The sequence below is a fragment of the Nocardia sp. KT25-26 genome (assembly GCF_056627695.1).
This window is the reverse complement of the sequence record NZ_CM152813.1, coordinates 4359563-4383059: the sequence shown is the minus strand read 5'-3', so window position 1 is coordinate 4383059 and position 23497 is coordinate 4359563. Positions and strand designations below refer to the sequence as shown.

Below are 23497 nucleotides of genomic sequence, written 5' to 3'. Positions count from 1 at the left end.
GGTGCGACGGTGTAGGCATCAAAAAGAACGAACATTCGCTTTGATGGGGAGATGGACATGAAGATCACGCAACGCGCACTGGCCCTCGGTGTCGCCGCAGCGCTCCTGCAGGCGCTGATGCTGATCGCGTTCGCCTGGCCGACCGCCAATATCGAGCCCCGGGATCTGCCCCTGGCGGTAGCGGGTCCGCAGGCTCCGATGGTGGCCGAGCAGCTGGCGCAGCGCAGCCCCGGTGCCTTCGAGGCCGATATCGTCTCCGACGAGGCCGCGGCCCGGGCTGCGGTCACGGACCGAGAGGTCTACGGGGCGATCGTGACCGGCACCGGGGCGCCGCAGGTGCTGGTGGCCTCGGGTGCGTCGCCGGTCGTCGCCCAGCAATTGACCGGGCTGGCCCAGCAGCTGGCCGGTGCGCAGCCCGTACCGGTCCAGGATGTCGTGCCGGGGGATCCGGACGACCCCCGTGGCCTGGCCTTCGGCACCATGGTGCTGCCGCTGGTGATGTCGAGCCTCGCAGCCGGTGCGCTGATCGCCCTGTTGATCCCGGCCGCCGGCGCCCGGCTCGCCGGACTCACCAGCTTCGCCGTGACGAGTGGTCTGCTCAGCGTCGCGATCGCCGCCGGCTGGCTGTCGTTCCTGCCCGGTGACTACTGGGTGCTCGCCGCAGCGGTCGCGCTGTCCTCGTTCGCCGGGGCCGGGGCCGTGGTCGGCCTGGCCGCCGTGCTCGGCCGGCCGGGGATCGGCCTGGCGGCGCTGACCATGCTGCTGCTCGGCAACCCGCTCTCCGGTGCCACTTCGGCCCCCGAGCTGCTGCCGCAGCCCTGGGGTGCCCTCGGCCAGCTCCTGCCGCCCGGTGCGGCCGGATCGCTGCTCCGCTCGGTCGCCTTCTTCGACGGTGCCGGTGCCGCAGGGCCATTGACTGTGCTGCTGATCTGGGCCGGTGCGGCCGTGCTGCTCATCGGGGCGGGAGCCCTGCGCGGCCGGGGCGCGGAGGCCGGTTCGGCTCCGGTGCCGGACCGGGCGAAGGCTGTCGCCGCCTGACCGTTCGGTTCGAGTGGTCCGGGATCAGGATTCCTGATCCCGGACCACTACTGTCGGTGGCCGTCCGGCCGGTGCGGTCCCGCGGGCCGGTTCTGTCGCGTGGGCCGGCAGACCGGCGCGCTGTGGGCGCGGCCTTTGTGTTGCGTCCGGGAGGCGGGTGGCGCCGCCACGTCGTCGAGCAGTGCGGTGATGAAGCGCGGCCGAGCCGCCGGCTCGGCCGCGGAGTGCCGCTGGGGCTGCCGCGGAATGTCGGCGTGGTTCAGCTACGGGACCGCTCGGCGGCGGCGCGGTTGCGGGTGCAGTCGCGGCAGCTGCCGAAGATCTCCAGGGTGTGGCTCACCTCGGAGAAGCCGTGTTCGCCCGCGATGGTCTCGGCCCACGCCTCCACCGTGGGGCCCTCGACCTCGACGGTGCGGCCGCAGTGCCGGCACACCAGATGATGGTGGTGGCCGGTGGAACACTGCCGGTACATCGATTCGCCGGTGTCGGTGCGGAGCACGTCCACCATCCCGGCGTCCGCGAGGGACTGCAGCGTGCGGTACACGGTCGTCAGGCCGATGCCTTCACCGCGGCGGCGCAGCTCGTCGTGCAGTTCCTGCGCGGAGCGGAACTCCTCGATGTCGTCGAGCAGGGCCGAGATCGCGGTCCGCTGCCGGGTGCTGCGGATTCCGACCGGCTTGCGGTCCGGTTTGGCGGTCTCGGCCGACGAGGTCTTCGCTGCCAACGGATGTCACCCTTCTTCGGCGTGTGCGACGGCGTCCACGACGATATGCGCCAGATGGTCGTCGACGAGTTCGTACAGGACTTCGCGGCCGGACCGTTCCCCGTGTACGACCCCGGCCGATTTCAGGATCCGCAGGTGCTGGCTGACCAGTGGCTGGGTGACGCCGAGGGCGTCGACCAGCTCGTGCACGCACCGCGGCGATTCGCGCAGCTGCAGCACGATGGCAATGCGCACCGGCGCGGCGAGGGCGCGCAGCAACTCACCGGCGTCCTCGAGTACGGCGCGAGCGGGTACCGGTGCCGCGGCGGGGGACCGGTACGGATTGTGGGCGTGCGCGGGCGCCGCGTCGGTGGTCATCGAACCAACTCCTTATTGGAAACCGATACCATTTTGATATGCAGGGGTGCGCATGTCAAACAGGCGCGCGCGACCGGCCTGTCACCACCGTACGGCGCGGAGATCTGTCGGGCCGCGGTCACCGGCCCCGGAGCCCGGTGGGCGCAATGGCCGTGCCGTGCACATCCGCTCCGGAGCGTGCCGATAGTCTGGTGGCATTCAGTTGTCTCGTCCCGGCCGGTCGGTGTGCCGGGACGGGCGCGATCCGACTCGCAAGTGGATGGAGAGAACTCGCGTGGCACCCAAGTCGAAGGTGGACACCGTTGCCAACCTCGCCAAGCGCCGGGGTCTGGTGTACCCGTGCGGTGAGATCTACGGAGGCACCAAATCGGCGTGGGACTACGGTCCGCTCGGCGTCGAACTCAAGGACAACATCAAGCGCCAGTGGTGGCGGTCCATGGTCACCAGCCGGGACGACGTCGTCGGCCTGGACTCGTCGGTGATCCTGCCGCGCGCCGTCTGGGAGGCCTCCGGCCACGTCGCGACCTTCTCCGATCCGCTGGTCGAATCGCTGTACACGCACAAGCGGTACCGGGCCGACCATCTGCTCGAAGCCTACGAGGACAAGCACGGCCACCCGCCGGCCAACGGCCTGGCCGACATCAAGGATCCGGACACCGGCCAGCCCGGCAACTGGACCGAGCCGCGTAACTTCTCCGGCCTGCTCAAGACCTTCCTCGGCCCGGTCGACGACGAGGAGGGCCTGCACTACCTGCGCCCCGAGACCGCACAGGGCATCTTCGTCAACTACAAGAACGTCGAGACCACCGCGCGCAAGAAGCCGCCGTTCGGCATCGCCCAGATCGGCAAGAGCTTCCGCAACGAGATCACCCCGGGCAACTTCATCTTCCGGACCCGCGAGTTCGAGCAGATGGAGATGGAATTCTTCGTCAAGCCGGGCGAGGACGCCGAATGGCACAAGTACTGGATCGATACCCGGCTGGCCTGGTACACCGATCTCGGTATCGACCCGGACAACCTGCGGCTCTACGAGCACCCGAAGGAAAAGCTGTCGCACTACTCGGCGGGCACCACCGATATCGAGTACCGCTTCCGGTTCGCCGGTGGCGAGTGGGGTGAGCTGGAGGGCATCGCCAACCGCACCGACTACGACCTGAGCACGCATGCCGAGCATTCCGGTGCCGACCTCAGCTACCGCGATCAGGCCACCGGGGAGAAGTACGTTCCCTACGTCATCGAGCCGGCCGCCGGTCTGACCCGGTCGCTGATGGCGTTCCTGGTCGATGCGTACGCCGAGGACGAGGCACCGAACGCGAAGGGCGGCGTGGACACCCGTACGGTGCTGCGGCTGGACCGGCGGCTTTCCCCGGTCAAGGCCGCGGTACTGCCGCTGTCGCGCAATGCCGACCTCACGCCGAAGGCGAAGGACCTCGCCGCACAGCTGCGCCGCAATTGGAACGTCGAGTTCGACGATGCCGGTGCGATCGGCCGCCGGTACCGCCGCCAGGACGAGATCGGCACGCCGTTCTGCATCACCGTCGACTTCGACACGCTCGACGACCAGGCCGTCACGGTGCGTGAGCGCGACACCATGGCGCAGGAACGGATTGCCATCGACAAGGTCGAGGAGTACCTGGCCACCAGGTTGCTCGGCGCCTGATCGAGACCGGCACCCGCAGGACCCGCCCCGGAAAACCGGGGCGGGTCCTGTTTTGTCCCTCATCCCGGTTCCTCGACCCCGAAAAGCGGGACAATCGATAGAACGGGGACCGCACGACTCCCGTACCTCCCTGCAAGACGCTCGCGCGGGTTCGATCCGAGCCGTGCGGGTCGTCCCGGGCCGGACACCTCCGTCCGCCGCCCGAGCTACCCGCGGTGAGGTGAGCGTGCATGAGTGAACGTGACAGCGGATCGTCGGCACCACGTGAACATGCCGGTGCGCGGCCGGCATCGGAAGCCGATACGCACAGCGGGGCATCGAAACGGGCTGCGCACCGGCGGACGGCCCCGGTGCCCGAGGTCACCAGATTTCCGCTGGCGCCGGCCCAGCTGGGCATGTGGTACGCCCAACGCCTGGACCCGTCGGTGCCGCTGTTGGAGGCCCAGTACATCGAACTGCGCGGGAAACTGGACCTGGCGGCCCTGCGGCGTGCCGGTGCACGGGCCGCACACGAATTCGGGTCGGGTGTGCTGCGGCTGGTCGAGGTCGATGGACAACCCCGGCAGGAAGTCGATCAGCGGATCGACCCCCGGGTCGGCTACCTGGATCTGCGCGGTGCGGGGGATCCGATCGAGGCGGCCCATGCCTGGATGCGCCGGGACGTGGCCGCGCCGATCGACCTGCTCGGCACCGGGCTCGGGATCTCCACCGTGCTGCACGTCGGCACCGACCACTACCTCTGGTACACCCGGGCACACCACATCCTGATCGACGGATTCGCCTCGGCGACGTCGCTGTACCGGGTGGCCGAGCTGTACAACGCCGAACTGGCCGGCCGGACGGCCCCGCCGGGGAAGGCAGCGCCGTTGCCCGAGGTGCATGCCGCCGAACTCGCCTACCGGGAATCCGGCCGCTATCGCGCCGACCGGGACTACTGGCGTGACCGGCTCGTTGGCCTGCCCGAACGCTGCAGCCTGGTCGCCGGGACGGCCCCGGCGCAGGCGCTCGCCCGGCAACAGCGCGGCCGGCTCGACGAGGCCGGTGTGGCGGCGTTGGATGCCGCCGCGGAACGGTTCGGCAGCAGCCGTGCCGGGATCGTGCTCGCCGCGGTCGCGCTCTACTACGCGCGGCTGACGGCCACCGAGGATGTGGTCGTCAGCCTGCCGGTGTCCGGCCGGACGACGGCGCTGCTGCGCCGCTCCGGCGGGATGCTCGCCAATGTGGTGCCGCTGCGGGTCCCGGTGCGCGGCGGGGCCACCGTGGGTGAGGTGGTCGATGCGGTCCGGGTCGCGGCCTCCGGCGCCCTGCGGCATCAGCGGTTCCGGCACGAGGAGATGCGGGAGGCGGCGACCGGCGATTTCGGCCGCGGTTTCGTCGGGCCGGTGGTCAATGTGATGACCTTCTCCACCGCGATCGACTTCACCGGGCTGGACGCGAGCCTGCATGTGCTCACCTCCGGGCCGATCGAGGATCTGTTCGTCAACTTCTACCAGCACGGTGCCGACGCCCCGATCCACGTCGACTTCGCCGCCAATCCGGCGCTGTACGACGAACCCGCCCTGGCCCGGCATCATCGCCGCTTCCGCACACTGCTGGACGCCCTGCTGGCCGCCGATCCGGCCACTCCGGTCGAATCGCTGGACGTCCTGCTGCCCGAGGACCGGCCCGGAATCGACGGCTGGTGGGGGCCGGCCGCTCCGCCCGCCGCGCTGTTGCCGGATCTGCTCGCCGACGGCCTGCGCCGTGCCGGCCCCGGTGCTACCGCACTGATCTGCGCCGGCGACCGGATGACCTACGGCGAACTGGAGGCCGCCTCGAACCGGCTGGCCCGCCGGCTCATCGCGGCCGGCGCGGGGCCCGAGGTCCCGGTCCTGCTGGCCCTGCCCCGATCCCGCGAGGCGATGATCGCGCTCTGGGCCGTGACCAAGACCGGCGCCACCTTCGTCCCGCTCGGGGATCGGACACCCCCGGACCGGCTGGCCCGGATCGCCGCCGAGTGTGCCGCCGCGAGCCCGCTGCACCGATTGTCGTCCCCGCGCGGATCCCGATGCCGGGTGGCCGAGGAGCCCGGCGCCGCAGCTGCCGCGGCGGACCCGAACCGGGCGCGCGGTGCGGTACCGGGGCGGCGACCGGCCGCGGAACCTCCGAGCGGAGGTGGTGCCGGGGAAGCCGGCCGGCCGAACGTGGCAGCACGGAGACCTGCCGCCGGGAGCCCGGCGCCGGTCGCCGAACCGGATGCGACGGCAGCGGCGCCGGACCGGTGCCGTGCCGGGACGGGGGAGCGGTCCGGGATGCGGGGCCGGACGGGGCGTTGTGCCACGCAACCGGGCCGGGTCCTGGGGCTGTGCTTGCCGGAGACTGTGCCCGGTGCAGCCGACACAGTGACCTGGATGACCGTCGATGCCGAGGTGCCCGCCGTCGGACCGGAATCCGGGCCGGTATCGGCGGCCGAACTACGGGGACCGATCCGGATCGACAACCCCGCCTACATCGTGTTCACTTCCGGGTCCACCGGCGTGCCGAAAGGGGTGGCGGTGACGCATGCAGGGCTGGCCGGGCTCGCCGCCGCGGTGCGGGAGAACTATGCCGTGACCCCGGAATCACGGGTCGCGCAATGCCTGAATCCGAGTTTCGACGCCGCCGTCCTGGAATGGCTGATGGCCTTCGGCTCCGGCGCCACCCTGGTGATCGCGACCGACGATCCGATGATCGGCAGCAGCCTCGCGGCCGTGATCGCCGGCCATCGGGTGACCCAGCTGTGCTCGACACCGGCGGTGCTGGCGACGCTACCGGACGGTGCACTGGACGGCGTGGTGGCGCTGTCCACCGGCGGGGAGGCGTGCGCGCCGGAACTGGTGGCGCGCTGCGGGACGGGCCGGGTCCTGCGCAATTCCTACGGCCCTTCCGAAACCACGGTCGCTGCCACATTCACACCGCCCCTGGCGCCGTACACCGAGGCGGGAATCGGAGCTCCGATCCCAGGGGCCGGGCTGGTCGTGCTGGACCGGCGGCTGCGGCCGGTGCCGCTCGGTGAAACCGGCGAACTGTATGTACTCGGTGCCGGGGTGGCGCGCGGCTACCTCGGCCACCCGGTCCGGACCGCGGAGGCGTTCGTCGCGGCCCCGTTCGGTCCGCCCGGTACCCGGATGTACCGCACCGGTGATCTGGTGCACCGGACCGCACCGGGGGTGCTGGAGTATCAGGGCCGCGCGGATTTCCAGGTGAAACTGCGTGGTGTGCGGATCGAACTCGGTGAGATCGATGCGGCGCTGGCAGACCACCCCGCTGTCGAGATGGCGGTGACCGTGGTCCGCGAGACCGGCACCGGGCCCGCGCTCGCCGCGTATGTGGTTCCGGTGCACGACGGTTCGCTCGATGAAACGGATCTGCTCGACTTCGCCGCCCAGCGGCTGCCTGCGGTCATGGTCCCGGCCACGGTCACGCTGCTCGGGGCCCTGCCGATGACGCTGAACGGCAAGGTGGACCGGGCGGCTCTGCCGGAGCCGGTGTTCGCCTCCACCCGGCCCGCTGCGGCCGGGACGGCGACCGAACGGCGGCTGTGCGAACTGTTCGGCGAGGTGCTGGGGACCGAGGCCGGGGTGGACACCTCGTTCTTCGCCGCCGGTGGTGATTCGATCAGTGCCATCACCCTGGTTGCGCAGGCCCGCACGGCCGGGCTGGTGTTCACCGCCCGCGATGTCTTCGACTGCCGCACCCCGGCCCGGCTGGCCGCCGTGGTCCGGACCGAGGACCGGCCGACGCTGCCCGAGCTGCCCGGCGGCGGGGTCGGCCGATTCCGCCCGACTCCGATCCAGGCCTGGCTGCTGCACCGCCCGCAGTGGCAGCATTTCGCCCAGAGCCTGGTCCTCCGTGTCCCGGCCGGGACGGAACACGACACGCTGACCGCGGCCCTGCGTGCCGTGCTCGACCGGCACGACATGCTCCGCGCCCGGGTGCACCGCACCGAGGGGGAACCGTTCCTCGAAACCGTTCCGCCCGGCAGCGTTCCCGGCACCGTCGAACGGATCCGGGTACCGGACGCGCATTCGGCCGCCGATCCGGCCGAGCACCACCGGCACATCGCGGCGGCGGTGCAGCGTCTGGACCCGGAGGCCGGGGTGATGTGCGCCGCCACCTGGCTGGACGCGGGGGCGAACGCGCCGGGCGGTCTGGTGCTGGCGCTGCACCATCTGGTGGTCGATGCGGTCTCCTGGCGCATTCTGCTGCCGGATCTGGCGACCGCGTGGGCCCAACTGGCCGCCGGGCAGGCGGTGCAGCTCGCCCCGGTCGGTACCTCGGTGCGTACCTGGTCCGAGGCGTTGCACCGGGCGGCGGCGGAATCCGGTTGGCGTGCGCAGGTGCCGTTCTGGCAGGAGGTGCTCGCCCCCGCGCCGCCGCTCGGGTCCCGGGAACTCGATCCGGAACTCGATACGGCCGCCGTCGCGCGGGAATCGGAGGTCGAACTTTCGGTCGAGCAGACCCGGATCCTGCAGGACCGGCTGCCGGAGGCCTTCCGATGCGGTATCGAGGAAGCGCTGCTGACCGCGCTGGCGGTCGCCGTCGCGCGGCTGCGGCGCACCCGCGGTGCTGCCGGTGCCGAGCTCGTCGCGCAGGTGGAGCGGCACGGCCGGGCCGAATCCGCGGTACCGGGTGCGGACCTGTCCCGGACGGTCGGCTGGTTCACCGCGCCGGTTCCCGTCCGGCTGCCCGATGTCGGCGCGGAGCCGATCGATTCGGCGCTCGTCACGATCAAGGAGCGCGCTCTCGCCGCCCCCGCCGACGGGTTCGGCTACGGTCTGCTGCGCTGGCTGGACCCGGATTCCGGTCTCGGGCCCACCGCCGGGGTGCAGCTGGAACTCAACTACCTCGGCCGGCTGCCCGGCGGGGCAGCCGCCGGAGACTGGCTGCCGATGGATCCCGCGGCCCGGCTCGGTGGTGACCCCGACCCCCGGATGCCGCTGACCGCGCCGGTCTCGGTCGACGCCGCAACCGTCGACGGCACCGACGGCCCGCGGCTGCGGGCGCATTGGCGTTGCGCTCCCACCGTCCCCGGCGACGACGCGGAACTGCTGATCGCCGAATGGGGTTCGGCCCTCGCCGAGCTGGCCGACCTGCTCCGCGACCCGGCCGTGGGGGGCCTGACCCCGTCCGATGTGCCGCTCGTCGATGTCGACCGGGAACAGCTGAAGAGCTGGGAGCAGGAGTTCGGCCGGCTCACCGATGTCTGGCCGCCGACACCCCTGCAGCGCGGCCTGTTCTTCCGTGCCCAGCTGGCCGCCGGCGGACCCGACGGATACTCGGTGCAGGCCGTGATCGACATCGAAGGGGAACTGGACCGGGACCGGATGGCCGCCGCCGCGGCGACCCTGGTGCGCCGGCATCCGGTGCTGCGCACCGGATTCGTCGAAACCGGTGCCGGGGCGGTACAGGTGGTGGCCGAGACGGTACGGGTGCCGTGGCGGATCGTGCCTGCGGACGACGCAGCCGACCCCGATGCGGAGGCCACCCGCGAACTGCACACCCCGTTCGATCTGCGGCACCCGCCGCTGCTGCGGTTGTGTGTGATCGAATCCGGCCCGAACCGGCACCGGCTGGTGCTGACCAACCACCACCTGGTGCTGGACGGCTGGTCGATGCCGCTGCTGTTCGGCGAACTGATCGCGCTGTACGCGGCCGGTGGCGACGATGCCGCCCTGCCCGCCCCGGCACCGTTCCGGGACTACCTGACCTGGCTGGCGGACTACGACACCGCGGCCGCCCGGGCCGCCTGGCGCACCGCCCTGGCCGGTCTCGACGGGCCGACCCTGGTCGCCGGCACCGCCGGCCGGGGCGATACCGAGACACCCGCCGACCCGGTCGACCACACCCTGGAGCCTGCACGGGAGCTGGTGGCCACCCTGCAGGCCACCGCGGCGCGTGCGGAGGTCACGCTCAACACTATCGTGCAGGTCGCATGGGCCCTGGTGCTCTCGGAACTCACCGGCACCGACGACATCGTGTTCGGTGCCACGGTTTCCGGCCGCGCGCCCGCGGTGCCGGAGGTGGCGCGCATGGTCGGCATGCTGGTGAACACGGTGCCGGTCCGGATCACCCTCGATCCGGGGGAGCGGGTCGGCGAGCTGCTGGCCCGGGTGCAGCGGGAACAGAGCACCCTGGCCGAACATCAATTGCTCGGGCTGGACGAGATCCACGCGATCACCGGATTCGGCGCGCTGTTCGATACCGCCACGGTCTTCGAGTCCTATCCATTGGACGAGTCCGCGCTGCGCACCGCCGGCGCCGCGGCCGAGCTGCGGGTCACCGGGTTCCGTGCCGTGGACGGGACACACTATCCGCTCGCGCTGGCCACCTATGCCGCGGACACGCTGCGCCTGGTGCTCACCCGGTCACCCCGGTACTTCGATGCCGATCGGGCTGCCGCACTGACCACCCGGCTGGGCGAAATCCTGGAAGGGCTCGCCGGCGCCCCGGATCGGCCGGTGCGCACCCTGCGCGGCGCCGAGCAGGAATCCGGCTGGGCCGGGCCGCCCGCGGGTCCGGTCCGGATGCTGCCGGAGCTGTTGCGCGGCCCGGCCGAGGCGATCGCCGTCACCGGACCCGACGGCCGGTACACCTATGCGGAGCTGGACCGGGAGGCGAACCGCTGGGCGCGGTTGCTGATCGATGCCGGAGCCGGCCCGGAAACGGCGGTGCTGCTGGCCGTACCCCGTTCGGTGGCCTGGATCCTCGCGCTCTGGGCGATCGCCCGGACCGGCGCGGCCTTCGTCGCCGCCGATTCCGCCGCGCCGCCGGTCCGGATCGGCGCGCTGGCCCGGGAATCGCGTGCGGTACTGGGCATCACCGATGCAGCCACTCATGCGCGGTCGGCCGGTGCGGCCGGCGACCTCACCTGGATCGTCCTCGACGATCCGGACACCGCGGCCCGGGCCGCCGGCCGGTCGGCGGAGCCGGTGACCGACGCCGACCGTCGGGCGGCGACGGATCCGGACCAGCCCGCCTACCTGGTGTTCACCTCGGGATCCACCGGTGTCCCGAAGGGTGTCGTCGTCACCCATCGTGGCCTGGCGGACGTGACCGCAGCGCTTGCCGCACAGGGGCGCACGGCGGTCGGTGACCGTGTCGTGCACTGCCTCGAGCCCGCCTTCGACGCATCGATCCTGGTCTGCCTCGGCACCCTGGCCGCGGGTGCCACGCTGGTGGTGGCCGCACCGGACGCGGGCACCGGGACGGAACTGGCGGACACGCTGGCCGCCAGTTCCGCCACGCACCTCATCCTGCCGCCCGCCGTGCTCGACACGGTGGCAGAACGGCTTCCGGCGCAGCTGCGGACGGTGATCACCGGTGGTGAGGTGTGCCCACCGGCTCTGGTCCGGCAACTGGGTAGCGGGCGCCGCATGCTCAACTCCTACGGCCCGGCCGAGACCACCATGGCCGTCACCTTCTCCGAACCGATGACCCCGGAGACCGTCTCGGTACTGGGCGCTCCGACACCGGGTGTCACGCTGGTGGTTCTGGACCGCTGGCTGCGGCCGGTGGTGCCGGGCGGAATCGGTGAGCTGTACGTGCGTGGCCCGGCCCTGGCCCGCGGATACCTCGGGCGCCCGGCCGGAACCGCGGCCGCATTCGTCGCCGACCCGTTCGTGGTGACCGGGGCGCGCATGTACCGCACCGGCGACCGGGTCCGGCTCGAGCCCGGCCCGGCGTTGCGCTACCACGGCCGGGCCGACCGCCAGGTGAAGGTGCACGGCGTCCGGATCGAGCCCGCCGAGATCGACGCCGTCGCCGTGACGCTGCCCGATATCGCGGCGGCCGTCACCGTGCCGTTCCCGGGGGCTTCCGGGAATACCGCCCTGGCCTGCTATGTGGCCGCCGCAGTGGGTGCGGAGCCGACCGCCGCGCAGGTGCGGTCCGACCTGGCCGCCCGGTTGCCGAGATACCTGGTGCCGGTGTCGATCACGGTGCTGTCCGCACTGCCGCGCACCCGCAGCGGGAAGATCGACCTGCGGGCGCTGCCCGCACCGCAACCGGAAGTCGCCGCCTACCGCACCCCGGTCGGGTCGGAAGTGGCGGTGGCCGAGGCATTTTCGACTGTTCTCAGCCGGGAGCAGGTCGGTGCTCGGGACGACTTCTTCGCGCTCGGCGGTGATTCGCTCACCGCGACCCGGGTGACCGCGCGGCTGGCCGCCGGCACCGGCCGGCAGGTGCCCGTCCGGCTGTTGTTCGAGGCACCGACGGTGGCCGAACTGGCCGTCCGGATCGACGAACTCGCCGCCGGCGCCTCCCGCGGACCCGAGCCGATGCCCCGGCCCGAGCCGATCCCGCTCTCGCTCGCCCAGCAGCGGATGTGGTTCGTCAACCGCTACGACCCGGCCGCTGCGGCGTACACGGTTCCCGCGGCGCTGCGGCTGCACGGCCACCTCGACCAGACGGCACTGAACGCCGCCCTGCGTGACGTCCTGGGCCGGCACGAGGCGCTGCGGACCGTCTACCCGGACGTGGACGGCGTCGGCGTCCAGCAGATCCTGGCCGCCGACGATGTTCCGCTCACCCTGCAGCCGATTCCGGTGACCGAGGACCGGCTGCCGCGACTCGTGGCCGAACAGCTGACTGCCGGTTTCGACGTGACCGCGGCAGTGCCGTTGCGGGTGACGCTGCTGCAACTCGCCCCCGACGACCACGTCCTGGTGGTGGTCGCCCACCACATCGCCGTGGACGGCTTCTCGATGGGGCCGCTCACCCGCGACGTTCTCACCGCCTACACCGCCAGATGCGCCGGTCGGGCGCCGGCGTGGGCGCCGTTGCAGGTGCAGTACGCGGATTACACACTGTGGCAGCGGGAGCGGCTGGGTACCGAGGACGACCCGGATTCGCTGCTGTCGAGCCAGATCCGGTACTGGACCGAACGCCTCGCCGGCCTGCCGGACCATCTCGAGCTGCCCGCGGACCGGCCCCGCCCGGCTCGGGCCGGCCACCGGTCGGCCGAGGTCACCCGGTTGCTCGACCCCGCGCTCGGGGCCGCCGTGCACCGGCTGGCCCGCACCGGCTCCGCGACCCCGTTCATGGTGGTGCATGCGGCCTGGGTGGTCCTGCTCGCCCGGCTCGCCGCCACCGACGACCTCGTGCTCGGTACCCCGGTGGCCGGACGGGGCGCTGGCGTTCTCGACGATCTGGTCGGCATGTTCGTCAACACGCTGGTACTACGCACCGCTGTCCGGCCCGAAGAATCGTTCGCCGAGCTGCTGCAGCGGGTCCGGCACGACGACCTGAGCGCCTTCGAACACGCCGACCTGCCGTTCGAGCGGCTGATCGATCTCCTGGCGCCGGCCCGGTCGGCCGACCGGCATCCGATCGTCCAGGTGATGCTGGTCTTCCAGAATCTGGACCGGGTGACCCTGGACCTGCCCGGCCTGACCGTGGCCCCGATCGATCCCGAGCGCACCGTCAGCCGGTTCGATCTCAGCATCACCTGCACCCTCGAACCGGAGGGCCTGCGACTGCGGCTGTGCTACGCCACCGAGCTGTTCGACGAGTCCCGCATCACCGCCCTGGCCGACCGGTTCGCCCGGGTACTGGCGACTGCGACGCGTGAGCCCGACCGGGCCGTCGGCGATTTCGACGTTCTCGCCGGCCGGGAGCGGGCGGCGCTGCGCACTCCCGCATTGCCGGCTGCCGCTCCGGTGCCGCTGGCCGGTCTGCTCACCGCAGCCGCGGCCGCCGCCCCGGACGCCCCGGCCGTGCGTTGCGCCGGCCGGGAGATCAGCTATCGGGACCTCGACACCCGGTCCGACCGGCTCGCCGGTGCACTCGTCGCGGCGGGTGCCGGGCCGGAGACATTGGTCGCGATCGGCATGTCCCGGTCGATCGAATCGATCGCCGCGATCTGGGCGATCGCGAAGTCCGGAGCCGCCTTCGTCCCGATCGATCCCGGCTACCCGGCGGAACGTATCGCGCGCATCGCGGAGGTCTCCGGCGTCCGGCTCGGCCTGACCCGGCCGGCCGACCGGGATCGGCTGCCGGACACGATCGACTGGACCGTGCTCACCGAGGATCTGGGGTTCGCGGCGCAACCGGCCGGTACCGCGGGCCGGGCGCCGGAACGGCCCGCCGGCGCAACCGCGCCTGCGGCATCGGAGATCCCGTGGCACCGGGTACGTCCGCACCATCCGGCGTATGTGCTGTTCACGTCCGGTTCCACCGGTGCGCCGAAAGGCGTCGTCGTCACCCACGCGGGGCTGGCCAATCTGGCCCGGGCCCAGCAGGTGCGCGACGATCTGCATGCCGGGTCCCGGGTGCTGCACGTGGCGTCGCCGAGCTTCGATGCCGCCGTGCTGGAGCTGCTGCTGGCCGTCGGTGCCGGTGCCTGCTTGGTGATCGCGCCACCCGGAGTGTTCGGCGGCGCCGAACTGACCGGGCTGCTGCGGCGGGAGCGGGTGACGCATCTGGCCATGACACCGGCGGCGCTGAACACTGTCGACCCCACCGGACTCGACGACCTCCGGGTGATCATCACCGGGGGAGAGGCGTGCCCGCCGGAGCTGGTGCAGGCGTGGGCGGCGCCGGATCGGCGGCACTACAACGACTACGGGCCGACCGAGGCCACCGTCTGGGCGACCGGAACCGATCCACTGCGGCCCGGTGATCCGATCACCATCGGTTTCCCGGCGCCCGGTGTCCGCGCCTTCGTGCTGGACGGGCGGCTGCATCCGGTGCCCGACGGTACCGTCGGTGAACTGTATCTGGCCGGAGATCTGCTGGCCCGCGGCTATTTCGGAGGGCCGGGCCGCACGGCCGAGCGGTTCGTGGCCTGCCCGTTCGGTACGCCGGACGACGAGGCGGGCCGACCCGGTCTGCGGATGTACCGGACCGGTGACCTGGTCCGCCGCCGCGGTGGGCTCTTCGAATTCCTCGGCCGCACCGACGATCAGGTGAAGTTGCGGGGTCTGCGGATCGAACTCGGTGAGGTCGAGGCCGCACTGCTCGCCGATCCGGCCGTCGCACACGCGGTGGCCGTGATCGCCGACGACGGCACCCACGGACCCGCCCTGTACGCCCATATCGTCCCGGCCGAGGGGACGCAGTTCGATCCGGTGGCCGCCAAGAAGGTCCTCGCGCAACGGCTGCCCGCTTATATGGTGCCGGCGGCGATCGGCATCCGCACCGAACTGCCGCGTACCGCGAACGGCAAGCTGGACCGGGCGGCCCTGCCGATCCCGGTCGCTGCCGCGGCTGTCCGGCGGGCGCCGGACACCGACCGGGAACGGGTGGTGGCGGGGGTGTTCGCCGAGGTGCTCGAGCTCGATCGGGTGTGGCTCGACGACGATTTCTTCGCGCTCGGCGGGAACTCGCTGATCGCCACCCGGGTCGTCGCCCGCGTCGGTGCCGCCCTCGGGCTGGCCGTGCCGGTGCGCGCCCTGTTCGATGCCCCGACGGTCGCCGAACTGGCAGAACTACTGGGCGGCCGGGAATTCCGCTCCCGTCCACTTCCGCAGCGCCGGGAACGGCCCGACCGGATTCCGTTGTCGGCCGCGCAGCAGCGGATGTGGTTCCTGAACCGCCTGGACCCGGGTTCGCCCGCCTACAACATCCCGGGCGTTTTCGATATCGACGGCGACCTGGATACCGAAGCGGTCGACGCGGCGCTCGACGATGTGCTCGCCCGCCACGAAGTATTGCGAACCGTGTACCCGACCGGCCCGGACGGCTTGCCGGAACAGCAGATCCGGGCGGCTGGGCAGGGGACGGCGCCGTTGCGGGTGCACGACACCGAGGCGGATCGGGTGCGCGCCGAGGTCACCGCGGAACTGGCTCGGGGTTTCGATGTCACGACCGAACTGCCCTTGCGGGTCACGGTGTTCCGGTATACCCCCGGCCGGGCGGTGCTGGTGCTGCTGGTGCATCACATCGCCGCCGACGGGTGGTCGATGGCGCCGCTGGCCCGCGACGTCCTGGCCGCCTACACCGCCCGGTGCGCCGGCGCCGAGCCGGCCTGGGAGCCGTTGCCGCTCCAGTATGCCGACTATGCGCTGTGGCAGCGCGATCTGCTGGGTGCCGACGACGATCCGGCCGCACTCGCACACCGGCAGCTCGGCTTCTGGCGTGCGACGCTGGCCGGAGCCGCTCCGGTGCACGATGTTCCGGTGGACCGGCCGCGCGGTGCCCGGGTCACCGGCGCGGCCGGACAATGCGAGTTCACCGTCGCCGCCGCGGTGCACGATCGGCTGCAGCGGCTGGCCGCCGAACAGGGTGCCACCGTCTTCATGGTGGTGCACGCCGCCCTGGCCGTGCTGCTCGCCCGGGTATCCGGCCGCACCGATATCGCGATCGGCACGGTGGTTGCCGGACGCGGTGAGGGAGCACTGGACGACCTCGTCGGCATGTTCGTGAACACGGTGGTCCTGCGCACGACCGTCGACCCGGCCGCGGATTTCACCACCACCGTCGACACCACCCGCAGCGCCGACCTGGCCGCCTACGGGCACCTGGACCTGCCGTTCGAGCGGCTCGTCGAAGCGCTGGCACCGGACCGGGTCCCCGGCTGCCATCCGCTCTTCCAGGTGCTGCTCGCCTTCCAGAACATCCCGCAACAGCAGGTGGACCTGCCCGGTCTGCGGGTGCGGCCGTGGCCGGCCCCCGCACCGGGTGCCAAATTCGACCTGGAATGGATGCTGGTGGAGAATTCGGCTCCCGACGGAACCCCGGCAGGCCTGACCGGAACCCTCGTCTATGCCACCGACCTCTTCGACGCCGACACCGCCGACCTGCTGGTACGGCTGTTCGACCAGGTCCTGACCGCAGTCACCACCGATCCCGCGACCCCCGTCGGCGCCATCGACCTGCTGCCCGACTCGGTTGCGCCGGAACATCCCGAACCGGGTGCACCCGACAGTGCCGGGCGGGCCATACCGGAGCTGTTCGAGGCGGTTGTGCCGGAGGCGGCCGGATCAGATGCGACGGGCTTCGACGGGGCGAGTGTGCAGGAGTCGTCCGGGCGGCGTTCGCCGGGCCGTGCGGGACGGGCTGGGGCGGGGGCCGCCGGGGCTGATGTGGCCAGCGGTACCGGGCGGGTGCCGCCGGAGTCGGTCCGAGCGGGTGCGGCGGGCTTCGAGGGGGTGGGTGTGCAGGAGTCGTCCGGACGGCGTTCGCCCGGTCGTGCGGGACCGGTTGCGCCGGAGTCGGCCGGGTCGGATGTGTTCGAGGAAGCCGGACCGGGTGCGGCGGGTCGCGACAGGTCGGGTGTGTCGGAGGCCGCTGGACCGGTTGCGCCGGGCCTGGCCGGGGCGGCCGCGTCTGGGCCGGTCGGGGCTGATGTGTCGAGCCGTGCCGGGCGGGCGGCGTCGCAGTCGGCCGTGGCCGGACCAGGTGTGCCCGAGGCGGCCGGCGCGGATGCGCGCGCCACGATCGTGCGGAACATCCGGACGGGGGCGGCAGACGGGCGGACGGGGGAACCCGATGTCCACGCGGCGGCACCGGAGGGTGCGGGCCCGGTCCGGGCTCGGCGGGCGTATCGGAAACCACGCACCGAAACCGAACAGGCCGTCGCGCAGGCGTTCGCCGCGGCACTCGAGGTCGAACGGGTCGGGCGGGACGACAACTTCTTCGATCTGGGCGGCAATTCGATGCTGGCGCTGCGGGTCGTCGCGGACATCGGGGCGGGCACGGGCCGCGACTTGCCGCTGCAGTGGATGTTCCTCGAACCGACGCCGGCCGCTCTCGCCGAGCGGCTCGAATCCGGGGTGCCGCCGGGTGCTGCGGCGCTGCAGCAGGTGCTGCCGTTGCGCACCGGTGGCGACGGTCCCGCGCTGATCTGCGTGCATCCGGCCATCGGCGTCGCCTGGTGTTATGCGGGCCTGACCCGCTACCTCGGCGATCATCCGGTGTACGGGCTGCAATCGCCCGGGTTGTCCGCTGCCGCAGCGGGGGCACCGGCCGCCGATGTCGGCTTGGCCGAGCTGGCTGCGCAATACGTCGACCGCGTCGTCGAGAGGCAGCCCACCGGCCCGTACCGGCTGCTCGGATATTCGGCCGGCGGCCCCATCGCCCACGCCATGGCGGTCGAGCTGCGCCGCCGCGGTGCCGCGGTGCCGGCGCTGATCATGCTGGACAGCCGGGCCGACGTGACCGTCACCGAGGAGGCGATACCGACGCCGGAACTGCTGCTGGCCGAGTTCGGCGGCGTCACCGTTCCCGGCGACGTCCCGCTCACGCCGGAACGCGCGGCCGCCGCACTCCGGGAGACCGGTGGCGCGCTGACCGCCTTCGGCGCCGACGACCTGGAACGCCTCTACGCGGATTTCCGGGACACTCTCCGCCGCACTGCCGCCTATCGGCCGACCTCGTTCGACGGGGACCTGCTGTTCGTCAGCGCCACCGCCGAGCATCCCGATCCGGTACCGAACATCGAGACCTGGCGCCCCTATATCGGGGGCACCGTCCACGAACGCACGGTGCCGTTCGGTCACAACCGGCTGACCGCCCCGGAAGCGCTCGCCGTCATCGGCCCGATCGTCGCGGAATACCTCGACACCGGTGTCCGGCCGCCGACGGTGCGCGACGACACTGCCTGACGCATCGGCCGGTCCGGGGATGCGGCGGGTCCGGAGGTCGGGATGCCCGCGCCGACTCGTCGGACGCGGGATCGTCCGGTGCCGGGCGCTGTCGTGTGGCCGATCATCGCCCATAGCCGGTCGCCGCAGTTCCCGTCCGGCTCAGAACCGTCCGCCGCGACCGACTCGGCGGGATCCGGACGACCCGCCGAACGACGGAGCCCGGTAGCCACCGGGCCTGCCGAACGAACCACGGCCACCGGTCATCGCGCCGCGGAGCAGGCTGTCCACCAGGATGCCGCCCATGATCGCGCCGGCCTGTGCGGTCCCGCTGCGGGACCGGGGCCGGGCCGCGGTGTAGGCACGCACATCGGCCTGGGCTTGCTGTAGAGCCTGCCCGGCCAGGTCGGCGGCCATCGCTGCCGAACGCAGCGCCTGTTGCGGGTCGGTTTCGGCGTGCCGGCGGGCCTCGTCCAGGTGGCGGCGGGCCTCGGACAACCGGGTGCGGGACCGGGCGTCGATGCCGCCGCGCCGGGTTTCGATGAACGTCGCCGCCGACTGCACCCGGGAGCCGGCGTCAGTGAGGGCCCGCTGCAGTCGGCGCCGCACCTCCTCGACGGCCAGTTTGCGGTCGGTGGCCGCGGCGATCGCCCGGTCCAGTTCGGCATCCGCGGCGACTGCCGCATGGAAGGCGCCGAGCGGATCGCCGGCCGCCTGCCGTTCCCCCGCCTCGGTCATTGCCGAGCGAGCTGCGCCCACCGCCGCCGCGAGCCCGGCACCGCCGAAGTCGGCCAGTCCGGTCGCGGTGTCGATATCGGTGCGCAGCTCCTCGAGTGCGTCGGGCAAGGCGTCGGTGGCCTGGCGGATATCGTCCGCCGCAGTGTCCACCGCATCCAGCAGCGTCCGGGCCTGGCCGATGGCCGATTCGGCGGCGCGGATGGCGGCCACCGCACCGCCCTGCCGGCCCACCGGCCGGTCCACCGCTGCCCGGCCGGTGTCGATGTTCTCCTCGGCGAAGGTGATGCGTTCCTGCGCCAGCTCCACATTGTCCGCCAACGATTCGAGGGCTTCGGCCGGATGCGTCGCGGACAGCCGTTCGAGCTCGGTGCCGGCCGCCGGGATGCGGGCGGTGAGCGCGATCAGCTCCCGGGTCAATCCGTCCAGGCGGGCCGGTGCGTCGATGAGCAGATCACGCATCTCGTCGAAGGCCGCCACCTGGTCGTCCAGCTCCCGGTCCGCGGCGCCGAGGGTGGTGATCAGATCGATCAGCATCGCCCGCTGCCGGTCGGGGGTCTCGGGGATGTCGTCGTCGAGCTGCTGGCGGATTTCGAAGGCCCGGCCGGCGGCGGTCCGGGCATGCTCGAGCGCGGTGCGGAACGGGGTGACCGCGGTGTCCCCGAATTCGCCGGCGGCCAGCGCGAGTTCCTCGGCACTGGTGCGTATCGCATCGTCGATCTCCACCAGCAACTCCCGAGAACGATCCTGCAGCACCGGCAGCGGCAGGCGGGCGAGCTCCGCCGAATCGGTCGGATCGAGCTCCCGGGCGGCGGCCAGCTGGGCGGCTTCCCGGCTGCGGCGGCGCCGCCGCGAGAACCACACCAGGGCCGCGGCCGCCAGCACCACCGCGAGCACGATCAGCAGCAGCACACCCCACGAAACACCGCCGCCGCTCATGGCCGAGTTCAGTCCGTCGGCGGTCGCGATGCCGGCCGCTGCCCAATCCCCGCCCCGCAACAGCGGTTCGACCTCGTCGACCAGCAGGTCGTCGAGCTCCCCGTCGCTGACGCCGGGCGGGATCATGCCGTCGAATCGGTAGTCGCCGGTCTCGGTGGCCACCGCGAGCAGCAGATCCCGGTCGCCGAACCCGGACAGCCGGGCGGTCTGTGCCGCCCACTCCGCCCCGGACAGACCGTTGAAATCGGACACGTAGTTCACCCACAGCCGGATCCGCTGCTCGTCGTAGAGCCGGTCCGCCGCCGCCTGTACCTGTTCGGACTCGCCCGGCGCCAGCACCCCGGCGGAATCGACCACCTGCGGGCCCATCCGTCCGGGTGGTTCGGCCGCCGCGTTCCCCGCCCCGACCAGGGCGATTCCGGTCAGCAACACGATGACCAGGGCAGCACGGGATCGAGCCGGGGGAAACATCGTCCGCATCACACGAATGTATCCGGCCGGGGCCTCGCCGGTCGTCGGACAGGCCGCGTTCCGCTGTCCGGCGGGCGGCTACCCCGGGGCCGAACCGTGTTCGGTCCTCGGCTGGGGCGAGTGTGGTCGGCATGGCACGAATGTGTCCGGCCGGACCTGCCATGGCGCCGGACAGCCGTACTCGGCCGTGGACGTGACACGAGGGCACGCAGTGGGTCTGCGTGGAAGTCGCGCCGGGCCTCGGCAGACGGTGCCGGATCTGGCAGCATCTCCGAGGTGCTGACCATCGAGCCCTACACCGGCCACGTGTCGCCCGGCGCGCCGCCACAACAGCGCGACGTGCCCGGCGCCCGGATCCTGAAGATGTCCGTCGGACCGATGGACAACAACTGCTACCTGGTGCAGTGCACCGCCACCGGCGCCGCCCTGCTGATCGACGCCGCCGCCGAACCGGAACGGATCCTCGACCTGATCGCCCAGGAGGTCCCCGGACAGCTGCGCACGATCGTCACCACACACCGCCACCCCGACCACTGGCAGGGCCTGACCGACGTCGCCGACGCCACCGACGTCCGCACCGCCGCACACCCGCTGGACGCCGGGGCCCTCCCGGTACGACCGGCCCGGCTGCTGAACGACGGCGACGACGTGGCCCTCGGTGATCTCAGCTTCGCCGTGCACCACCTCCGCGGCCACACCCCGGGCTCGATCGCCCTGGCTCTCACCGACGGCTCCGGCCGCACCCACTTGTTCACCGGTGACTCCCTGTTCCCGGGCGGATTGGGCAAGACCGGCAGCCCGGCCGACTTCGACACCCTGTTCACCGACGTCACCACGAAACTGTTCGACCGTTACCCGGACACCACCGTCGTCTACCCGGGCCACGGCGACGACACCACGCTGGGTGCCGAACGGCCGCAGCTGCCGGAGTGGCGTAGTCGCGGTTGGTGAGCCGGTCGGCTCTCGACGGCGGCCCGGGCCGCAACGTCGCCTGCCGGTTCGGAATCGTTTCGGTGACGATCGCCCGTCCGGCACCCGTCCCGCGGGGCGACAGCCGCTAGGTTCGGGGTACGACCTGGCAAACTTGGGGAGTGGATTCGTTGACCGCGCGCACGAGGGCGCATGAGGGGAGCGGCCCGGCGCGAGGTGCCGGGCCCGGCCGCTGGCTGGCGCGCCTGATCGCGGGTGCGGTGCTGATCGCCCTGGTCCTGGTCGGCGGGACCGCGTTCCGGGTGTGGCAGGTCGCCCGGATCGACGACTACACCCCGGCCGATGCCATCGTGGTGCTGGGTGCCGCCCAGTACTCCGGGACACCGTCGTCGGTGTTCGAAGCCCGGCTGGATCAGGCCTACCACCTGTTCGACGTGGGCGTGGCGCCGATGATCATCACCGTCGGCGGGAAGCTGGAGGGCGACCTCTACACCGAGGCCGCCTCCGGAAAGAACTACCTGGCAGCGCGCGGCGTGCCCGGTGACCGGATCCTCGCAGTCGAGACCGGCTCGGACACCCTGCAGAGTATCGAGGCGGTCGCTGCCGCCATGCGGGAGCGGCAGCTGTCGTCCGCGGTGCTGGTGAGCGATCCGTGGCATTCCCTGCGTACCCGCACCATGGCGCGCGATGCCGGTCTGGACGCCTGGACCGCACCCACCCGCACCGGTCCCGCCGTGTACACCCGAGAATCGCAGTTGCACGGCATCACCCGGGAGACCGGCGCCCTGCTGTGGTATCAGCTGACCCACTTTTCGGCGGAATTCGAGTACACGGCGGCCCAATGATGTCCGACTACTCGCGTGCCGATGCCGAACGACTGGTGACCGAACCGGTCAAGACCGCCGGTCTGCACGGGCCCGGCCCGGAGAACGGGCACCGCAGCGAATTCGCCCGCGACCGGGCCCGGGTGCTGCATTCCGCGGCGCTGCGCCGCCTCGCAGACAAGACCCAGGTGATGGGCCCCCGCGACGGCGACACCCCGCGCACCCGGCTGACCCATTCGCTCGAGGTGGCCCAGATCGGCCGCAGCATCGCAGACGGGCTCGGCGCCGATCCGGACCTGGTGGAGCTGGCCGGGCTCGCCCACGACATCGGGCACCCGCCCTACGGTCACAACGGCGAGCGCGCTCTGGACGAGTTCGCCGATGCACACGGCGGCTTCGAGGGCAATGCGCAGAACCTGCGGATCCTCACCCGGTTGGAACCGAAGGTCCTGGAACCCTCGGGTGCCGGCGCCGGTCTGAACCTGACTCGTGCGGCCCTGGACGCCGCGCTCAAATACCCGTGGGTGCGCAACGGCTCCGGCAGCAAGTTCGGTGCCTACGATGTCGACCTGGATCGGCTGGCCTGGGTGCGCAAGGACGCTCCGGAGGGTGTGCGCAGCCTGGAATGCCAGATCATGGACTGGTCCGACGACGTCGCCTATTCGGTGCACGACGTCGAGGACGGTGTGATCGCCGGCCGGATCGATCTGCGCGCCCTCGCCGACCCCGCCGAACAACGTGGTCTGGCCGAGCTCGGCGCCGGCGGTGGGCACAGCATCGACGATCTGGTTGCCGCGGCCCGGCGCCTCGCCGACCTCGAGGTGGTGGCGGCCGCCGCGCGCTACGACGGCACCTACAGTGCCTCGGTCGCCCTGAAGCGCCTCACCAGCGAGCTCGTCGGCCGGTTCGCGACTGCCGCCATCGAGGCCACCCGCGCTGCCGCCGGCCCCGGCCCGCTCTACCGCTACCGTGCCGAACTGGCCGTTCCGCCCGTGGTCGCCGCCGAGGTGGCCCTGCTGAAGACCGTGGCGCTGCGCTACGTCATGTCCGATCCCGGCCATCGGCTGCGCCAGCAGACGCAGCGTGATCGCATCCATTTCGTGTCCCGCCGCCTGCTCGATTCCGCCCCCGAGCACCTGGACCCGCTGCTGATCCCGTGGTGGGACACCGCACCGGACGACACCGCGCGCATCCGCGTCGTCGTCGACCAGATCGCTTCCTACACCGAGAGCCGCCTGGAACGGATGGCAGTCGTATTCGGGGGTGCGTGAGCGGA

Annotated in this window: 9 protein-coding genes; 6 read left to right on the top strand and 3 right to left on the bottom strand. The window is 72.1% G+C overall.

Translation table 11 applies throughout. The annotated features are described in order from the left end of the window. Positions 1–57: 57 nt before the first annotated feature. On the top strand, positions 58–1038 hold the full coding sequence (locus tag AC1HFH_RS19845) for a hypothetical protein (RefSeq protein WP_480244289.1): 981 nt from the start codon (positions 58–60) through the stop codon (positions 1036–1038). A gap of 259 nt (positions 1039–1297) precedes the next feature. Here the strand turns inward: AC1HFH_RS19845 and AC1HFH_RS19840 are convergent, their stop codons facing one another. After that, positions 1298–1762 carry a Fur family transcriptional regulator gene (locus AC1HFH_RS19840; protein WP_480244288.1) on the bottom strand — a complete coding sequence of 155 codons (465 nt, stop codon included), beginning with the start codon at positions 1760–1762 and terminating at the stop codon, positions 1298–1300. Positions 1763–1768: 6 nt separating this feature from the next. After that, entirely contained in the window at positions 1769–2119 is a 351-nt protein-coding gene (locus tag AC1HFH_RS19835; RefSeq protein ID WP_480244287.1) for an ArsR/SmtB family transcription factor, read from the bottom strand. A gap of 259 nt (positions 2120–2378) precedes the next feature. On the opposite strand from AC1HFH_RS19835, the gene AC1HFH_RS19830 reads away from it, so the two are divergent. Then, a complete protein-coding gene (locus tag AC1HFH_RS19830; RefSeq protein WP_480244286.1) occupies positions 2379–3779 on the top strand; it encodes a glycine--tRNA ligase in 1401 nt (466 codons plus the stop codon). Between the two features lie 230 nt (positions 3780–4009). After that, positions 4010–18343 (top strand): amino acid adenylation domain-containing protein, encoded by a 14334-nt coding sequence (locus tag AC1HFH_RS19825; RefSeq protein WP_480244285.1) that lies wholly within the window; start codon positions 4010–4012, stop codon positions 18341–18343. Positions 18344–18484: 141 nt separating this feature from the next. Here the strand turns inward: AC1HFH_RS19825 and AC1HFH_RS19820 are convergent, their stop codons facing one another. Next, positions 18485–20476 carry a TPM domain-containing protein gene (locus AC1HFH_RS19820; RefSeq protein ID WP_480244284.1) on the bottom strand — a complete coding sequence of 664 codons (1992 nt, stop codon included), beginning with the start codon at positions 20474–20476 and terminating at the stop codon, positions 18485–18487. A gap of 267 nt (positions 20477–20743) precedes the next feature. Here AC1HFH_RS19820 and AC1HFH_RS19815 point away from each other — a divergent pair, with 267 nt between their 5' ends. From AC1HFH_RS19815 to AC1HFH_RS19805, 3 genes are all read left to right on the top strand, one after another. After that, positions 20744–21418 carry an MBL fold metallo-hydrolase gene (locus AC1HFH_RS19815; RefSeq protein ID WP_480244283.1) on the top strand — a complete coding sequence of 225 codons (675 nt, stop codon included), beginning with the start codon at positions 20744–20746 and terminating at the stop codon, positions 21416–21418. A gap of 140 nt (positions 21419–21558) precedes the next feature. Further along, positions 21559–22242, top strand: a complete 684-nt coding sequence (locus tag AC1HFH_RS19810; RefSeq protein WP_480244282.1) for a YdcF family protein — start codon at positions 21559–21561, stop codon at positions 22240–22242. Beyond that, complete coding sequence (locus AC1HFH_RS19805; RefSeq protein ID WP_480247912.1) at positions 22242–23492, top strand: deoxyguanosinetriphosphate triphosphohydrolase; 1251 nt, start codon at positions 22242–22244, stop codon at positions 23490–23492. Before AC1HFH_RS19810 ends, AC1HFH_RS19805 begins: the two co-directional genes overlap by 1 nt. Positions 23493–23497: the final 5 nt, after the last annotated feature.